The sequence below is a fragment of the Micromonospora globispora genome (assembly GCF_003857015.1).
In the GTDB taxonomy this organism is placed as follows: domain Bacteria; phylum Actinomycetota; class Actinomycetes; order Mycobacteriales; family Micromonosporaceae; genus Micromonospora; species Micromonospora globispora.
In genome coordinates this window covers 1-6101 of sequence record NZ_QGGF01000084.1, presented here as the reverse complement: position 1 = coordinate 6101, position 6101 = coordinate 1, and the positions used below count along the sequence as shown (strand labels likewise).

At 73.5% G+C, this 6101-nt stretch carries 9 protein-coding genes; 4 read left to right on the top strand and 5 right to left on the bottom strand.

Annotated elements, in window-relative coordinates; translation table 11 throughout:
• Positions 1-1088, bottom strand: a 1088-nt coding sequence (locus tag DKL51_RS03170) for an ABC transporter transmembrane domain-containing protein (protein ID WP_148097712.1), incomplete at its 3' end; no start/stop codon positions are given.
• 188 nt (positions 1089-1276) lie between these two features.
• On the opposite strand from DKL51_RS03170, the gene DKL51_RS03165 reads away from it, so the two are divergent.
• The 4 genes from DKL51_RS03165 to DKL51_RS03150 are packed head-to-tail and all read left to right on the top strand — an operon-like array spanning position 1277 to position 3344.
• Positions 1277-1663: a YbaB/EbfC family nucleoid-associated protein gene (locus DKL51_RS03165; RefSeq protein ID WP_109943193.1), complete on the top strand. Its 387-nt coding sequence runs from the start codon at positions 1277-1279 to the stop codon at positions 1661-1663.
• Positions 1660-1983, top strand: coding sequence for a hypothetical protein (locus DKL51_RS03160; RefSeq protein WP_109943192.1), 324 nt, complete (start codon positions 1660-1662; stop codon positions 1981-1983). Before DKL51_RS03165 ends, DKL51_RS03160 begins: the two co-directional genes overlap by 4 nt.
• Before the next feature lie 3 nt (positions 1984-1986).
• Positions 1987-3036 (top strand): toxin glutamine deamidase domain-containing protein, encoded by a 1050-nt coding sequence (locus DKL51_RS03155; protein ID WP_109943191.1) that lies wholly within the window; start codon positions 1987-1989, stop codon positions 3034-3036.
• An 11-nt stretch (positions 3037-3047) separates the two neighbouring features.
• Positions 3048-3344 carry a hypothetical protein gene (locus DKL51_RS03150; protein ID WP_109943190.1) on the top strand — a complete coding sequence of 99 codons (297 nt, stop codon included), beginning with the start codon at positions 3048-3050 and terminating at the stop codon, positions 3342-3344.
• A 32-nt stretch (positions 3345-3376) separates the two neighbouring features.
• On the opposite strand, the gene DKL51_RS03145 is transcribed toward DKL51_RS03150, so the two are convergent.
• From DKL51_RS03145 to tsaB, 4 genes are read right to left on the bottom strand one after another with little or no spacing between them, the layout of a single operon-like run.
• A complete protein-coding gene (locus DKL51_RS03145) occupies positions 3377-3631 on the bottom strand; it encodes a hypothetical protein (RefSeq protein ID WP_109943205.1) in 255 nt (84 codons plus the stop codon).
• A gap of 31 nt (positions 3632-3662) precedes the next feature.
• A complete protein-coding gene (gene tsaD / locus DKL51_RS03140) occupies positions 3663-4709 on the bottom strand; it encodes a tRNA (adenosine(37)-N6)-threonylcarbamoyltransferase complex transferase subunit TsaD (protein ID WP_109943189.1) in 1047 nt (348 codons plus the stop codon).
• A gap of 5 nt (positions 4710-4714) precedes the next feature.
• Entirely contained in the window at positions 4715-5167 is a 453-nt protein-coding gene (gene rimI / locus DKL51_RS03135) for a ribosomal protein S18-alanine N-acetyltransferase (protein ID WP_185734688.1), read from the bottom strand.
• Between the two features lie 55 nt (positions 5168-5222).
• Positions 5223-5900, bottom strand: coding sequence for a tRNA (adenosine(37)-N6)-threonylcarbamoyltransferase complex dimerization subunit type 1 TsaB (gene tsaB, locus DKL51_RS03130; protein WP_109943188.1), 678 nt, complete (start codon positions 5898-5900; stop codon positions 5223-5225).
• Positions 5901-6101: the final 201 nt, after the last annotated feature.

The window sequence follows — 6101 nt, the reverse complement described above, 5'->3', positions numbered from 1 at the left end:
GTGAACCGGCCCGGGCGCAGCACCAGCCCGGACCGGACGTCGACCAGCTCACCGGGGCCGGCGGGCAGCGCCACCGGGCGGGCCGGGTCGACCAGCTCCGGGGCGAGCCGGAGCAGCCGGACCACGCGCCGGGCGGCCACGTGCCCGCGGGTCAGCTTGTCGGCCGCCTCGGTGAGGTTGCGCAGCGGGCTGACCAGGAACGCGGTGTAGCCGTAGAAGGCGACGAGCTGACCGGCGCTGATCTCGCCGCGCAGCGCGAACCGGGCGCCGAGCCAGGTCACCAGCACCAGGAACGCGCCGGGGAGCAGGATCTGCGCCGCCTCCAGCAGCGACTCGACGCGGGCCACCCGGAGACCGTCGGCGCGCAGCGCCTGGGACTGCGCGCGGTAGCGCGCGGAGAGGAGGGGCTCCCCGCCCACGCCCCGCACCACCCGCAGGCCGGAGACGATGTCCCCGGCCCGGGCGGTCAGCCGGCCCTCCTGTTCCCGGTACGCCTGCTGCTGCCGGTGCAGCGGCCGGATCAGCAACGCGACCACGCCCATCAGCAGCGGCACGCCGAGCACCACCACCAGCCCGAGCGGTACCGAGGCGTCCAGCAGGATCACCGCCACGGTGACGATCGCGACGACCGCACCCGTACCCCGGGCGGTGATGTCGATGGCGCTTCCGATGTGTTCGATGTCGGCCGTACCGATGGCGACCACCTCGCCGGCGGCGACCCGGCGGGGCAGCGCGGCGCCGAGCCGGTTCGCGGCCTCGACGGTGACCTGCACCGTCCGGTACGCGGCGCCGAGCCAGTTGTGCACCGCGCAGCGGTGCCGGAGGATCCCGGCCCCCGCCTGGAGCACGCCCAGCCCCAGCAGCGCGAGCCCCCAGCCGAGCAGGGCGTCCTGGTCGCGGTGGGTGAGACCGGCGTCGACGGCGCGACCCACGGCGGCCGGCATCAACGCCTGGGCGACCATCCAGACCACGGCGAGCACGATGGCGCCGGTGAAGAGCAGCGGGTGCCGTCCGGCCAGCCACACCAGGTAACGGGTGGCGGACCGGTGGTCCGGGGTGCCGGGATCGCCGGCCGGTGAGAAGCGCATGACCACCCGACGCTAGGCGAACGCCGAGGCGGCGCGCCAACGAATTCCCGCCGGTCAGCGGGAGTGCGACGCAGGTCGCACCGGTCGTGCGGGCGGCGGGACCACCCCGGTCGCGCGCGGTCGCTAGGCTTCCGGCGGGACGCGACCCGCGTCCCTCCACAGTCGACTCTGCGGAATGGAGTGACCGCGTGACCGACCCGTACAACCGACCGGACGGCCTGCTGGACCGCTTCACGACGGCACGGGGTGCGGCCGACGCGGCCGACGGCCTCGTGCACATCGAGGTGGACGGCACCGGCGACCTGCTCGCCCTCGACCTCGACCCGCGGGCCATGCGGCTGCCGGCGGCGGACCTGTCGGCGGCCATCCGGGCGGCGTTCGGCGCAGCGCGTGGCCAGGTGCAGGCGAAGCTCCAGGAACAGCTCACCGCCGAGCCACCGGCGCTGCCCGCCGGGTTGGGTCCGCTCCTCAACGACCTCGGCTTCGGGGCCCAGCGGCGGCTCGACGACCTCACCGCGGCGGCGCAACAGATCGCGGACCGGCTGGACCGGCTGGGCGGGACGGGGGCCCGATGAAGCCGATGCACACCGAGCCGGAGGTGCTGGCCGGCGCGGCGCAGGCGATCGCCGGCGTCGCCGTGGAGCTGGAGACGGGCCTGAGCACCCTGGAGGCCACCGTCACCACGCAAAACCCGTGGGGTGCGGACGAGCCGGGGACGGTCTTCGGCGCGGCGTACACCGAGGTGCTGTCGCACGCCCTGGAGACGTACGGCTCGCACGTGCAGCTCCTGCTCACCGCCGCCGAAGGACTGGCCGACTGGGCGCAGCAGGTGGTCGAGACCGATCAGGCGTCCGACGCGCTGTTCAGCTCGCTGCACGGCCGCCTCGGAGCCTGAGCCGTGGGTCTCGAACTTCCCGCCGAGCTGACAGAGCCGCTGAGCTGGATCGGCATGGACTGGCCGCAGGCCGACGAGGAGCTGCTCTTCGCCGCCGGCCAGCAGTGGTTGAGCTTCGGCATGACCCTGCAGGCCGCCGCGGAACGCGCCAACGGCGCCGCCAAGGCGGTCGGCCGGTACAACACCGGCGACACCGTCGACGCGTTCGAGGCGTGGTGGCAGCGGGAGGACGGCCCGCAGCTGCGGCTGCTGGAGGACGCGATCGCCGCGCAGCTCATCGGCGCGGTGTTGATGATCTTCGCGGCGATGACGCTGGCCATGAAGATCGCCTTCATCGTCCAGCTCATCATCCTGCTGGTGCAGGTGACCCTGGCGCTTTCCGCCGCGATCGTCACCGCCGGCGCCTCCACCACCACCGTGCCCGGCTTCATCGCCGCCACCCGGATGATCTGCCAACGCCTGGTCAAGATGATCGTGCAGCAGGTCCGGTCGGTGCTCAAGCACATCCTGGAGCAGGCCAAGCGGCTGCTCAAGCTGGTCCGCAAGGTCGGCGCCAAGCGGGCGGCCCGCAAGGTCGAGAGGCAGATCGCCGCCGACCTCAAGCGGGTCAACCCCAAGTTCGACATGAGCACCCCGCACTACTCCGCCAACTGCACCCACTGCGTCCAGGCGTACGAACTGCGGCGACGCGGCATCGACGTCGAGGCGACCGCCCTGCCGGACAAGTTCCACCCGTGGCGCGGCCGGCCCCTCGCCGATGTCGAGAACACCTGGGGCCGGAAGTTCAGCCCGGGCAGCCAGGCCGACATCGAGAAGGCGTTCGACAACTTCGGCCCCGGTTCCCGCGGTGTCGTCTCCATCCGCTGGCCGAACGGTGGTGGCCACGTGTTCAACGTGGAGAACGTCGGCGGCAAGGTCCGCTTCATCGACGGGCAGAACGCCGGCCAGGACGTCAGCCACTACTTCACCCAGGGCCACAGCCCCTCGTTCGTCCGGCTGGACGACATCCCCATGCCCGGCGGGCTCACCGAGTTCGTTCGACCACCCGGATAGGATCACGCGTCATGGCTGTCACCTACGAGCAGGCTCGGGAGATCGTCCGCCGGGCCACCGAATCGGACTGGCCGTTCGGCACGTACTGCCTCGACGATCGCCGCATCGTGGAGAACGACGAGTTCTACGTCTTCGAGGTCGGCTCGCGGGAGTACCTGGTCGACGGCAACCTCTCGTACGCCATGGCCGGCTCGGTGCCGATCGTGTACAAGGCCGACGGCCGGCTGGAGTGGGTGCCCTCCGTCAAGACCGGAACAGACCCCACGATCCGGAACCGGCCCAACCCGGCGCCCACACTCCAGGTCTGAGGTCTGAGCCGTCGACAGCCGACCGGTTCGGGTCAGCGGTCGACCTGGGTGAAGTCCCAGGAGTGTGGCGGCCGGGCGACCAGCATGGCCGGCGGCTCGGGCAGGTCCCGGGGGTTGCTCCGCCACTTGGAGATCACCACCAGCCGGTGATCGGTGGAGGAGAACACCTCGCTGGACAGGTGCCGCGGGTCGTGCTCGAACTCGGGCAGGACGAGGTCGCAGACCCAGGTGATCAGGTCGGCGAAACCGTACGGCTCGGCGCGCGCCTCCCACATCCGTACGATCACGGCGTCCCTCTCGTTCGCGGCGGGCGGCACGTCACACGCTGACCAGGGTCAGCGGCATGGCCGAGTCGGCGGGCAGGTCGAGCCGGCTGGGGGTCACGCCGGCGGCGACCAGATGCGAGCCGAGCGCCGCCACCATCGCCCCGTTGTCGGTGCAGAGCTTCGGCCGGGGCACCCGCACCCGGATGCCGTGCTTGGCGGCGCGGTGCTCGGCCATCGCCCGCAGCCGGGAGTTCGCCGCCACTCCCCCGCCGATCACCAACGTCTCGATTCCGCTGGTCCGGCAGGCGTCCAGCGCCTTGCCGACCAGCACGTCGCAGACCGCCTCCTGGAACGAGGCGGCCACGTCGGCCACCGGCACCGGCTCGCCGGCCCGCTGCCGGGCCTCCACCCAGCGGGCCACCGCGGTCTTCAGACCCGAGAAGGAGAAGTCGTACCGGTGGGCGGCCAGGTCCTTGGGGGCGGTCAGGCCGCGCGGGAAGCCGATGGCGCCGGCGTCGCCGGCCCGGGCCTCCCGGTCGATCCACGGGCCGCCGGGGAACGGCAGCCCGAGCAGCCGGGCGACCTTGTCGAACGCCTCGCCCGCGGCGTCGTCGATGGTCGCGCCGAGCGGGGTCACCCCGCGGGCCAGGTCGTCGATGCGCAGCAGCGACGAGTGCCCACCGGAGACCAGCAGGGCGATCGCCGGCTCGGGCAGCGGCCCGTGCTCCAAAGTGTCCACGGCGACGTGCGCGGCGAGGTGGTTCACCCCGTACACCGGCTTCTCGGCGGCGAGCGCGTAACCCTTGGCCGCCGCCACGCCCACCAGCAGCGCGCCGGCCAGGCCCGGGCCGGAGGTCACCGCGATCGCGTCGATGTCGGCGATGGTCACCCCCGCCTCGGCGAGCGCCCGGTCCATCGTGGGGACGATGGCCTCCAGGTGGGCCCGGCTGGCCACCTCCGGCACCACGCCGCCGAACCGGGCGTGCTCGTCCACGCTGGAGGCGATCGCGTCGGCGAGCAGGGTGTGCCCGCGGACGATGCCCACGCCGGTCTCGTCGCAGGAGGTCTCGATGCCGAGGATCAGTGGTTCGTCAGCCATGATCGTTATTCCTGGTTCCGCTGCATGACCAGCGCGTCGGTGTTGCTCGGTTGGTAGTAGCCGCGCCGGATCCCGATCGGCTCGAAGCCGTACATCGCGTAGAGCTTCTGCGCCGGGGCGTTGTCCGCCGCGACCTCCAGCAGCGTGCTGCGGGCGCCCCGCCCGGCGGCCTCGGCGAGCAGGGCCTCCAGCAGGACCCGGCCGATGCCCCGGCGCTGCGCGTCCCGGCGGACCGCGATGTTCTGCACCCACGCCTCGTCGGGCGGTGCCAGGGCGAGCCCGGCGTAGCCCAGCACGTCGCCGGTGTCGTCGGTGGCGACCAGGTAGTGGTGCCCGTTGGCCAGCTCGTTCCAGAACATCGCCGGCGACCACTGCTCGGCGCCGAAAAGGTCCGCCTCGATCGGCAGCACCTGGTCGATGTGCCACCAGCGGAACCGGCTCAGCCGCACCCCGCTCACGGCATCACCTCAGCTCGCGACTGCGGGGCTCGCAGGCCCGGCTCACTCCTCGCGCTCACGGCAGGACCGGCTTGTGGCCGGTCGCCGCCACGGCGTCCGGGCGGCGCAGGTAGAGCGGGGTAAGCCGTTCGCTCGGGGCCCCGGCGCGAATCCGCTCCGCCGCCAGTGCGGCCAGCGCCGTCGCGTCCGGGTAGCGCGGCTCGGCCCGCACCGGCAGGCCGAGCACGTCGGCGTACCGGTGGGCCCCGTCGCCCACCGCGACGGTGACCGCCAGGTCGCGCGCCCGCTCGGCGGCGACCGCGGGGACGTCCACGTTCGGCCCGGCGATGCGCTGGCCGGCGCCGTCGTAGACCGCCCAGTAGACCTCCTTGCGGCGGGCGTCGCTGGCCGCGAGGACCGGCTCGCCGGCCGCCGCCGGGTGGCCGATGCCGTCCAGCGAGCAGACACCGTACGTGGGGATGCCCAGCACCTGCCCCATCGTGGCGGCGGTGACCAGGCCGACGCGCAGCCCGGTGAACGGCCCGGGACCGAGCCCGGCAACGATCGCGGACAGGTCGCCGGGCCGCGCGTCAGCGTCGGCCAGCACCGCGTCGACCTGCGGCGCGAGCAGCTCACCATGCGCCCGGGCATCGACCGTGCACCGGTGCGCGCGGGCCGCGACGCCGTCCGCCGTGACCTCCACCAGCGCGGCGGTCACCGCGGGGGTCGAGGAGTCCACCACGAGTACGAGCACGGTATGCCAGCGTAGCGGTCTCCCCGCTCGCGCCCGGTCGAACCCCGTCCGGGCAGACCTGGCGGTCCACGGCGAGGCCGCCTGCCTCGTTGACCACTGCCTGCGGTCCCCGGGCCTCGATCGGACCCGGGACTTCCGCCACCGCCCTGGCGCCGGCCCCGACCTGGCCCGGCGCGGCCCCCGCCCGGCGCGACCGCGGCC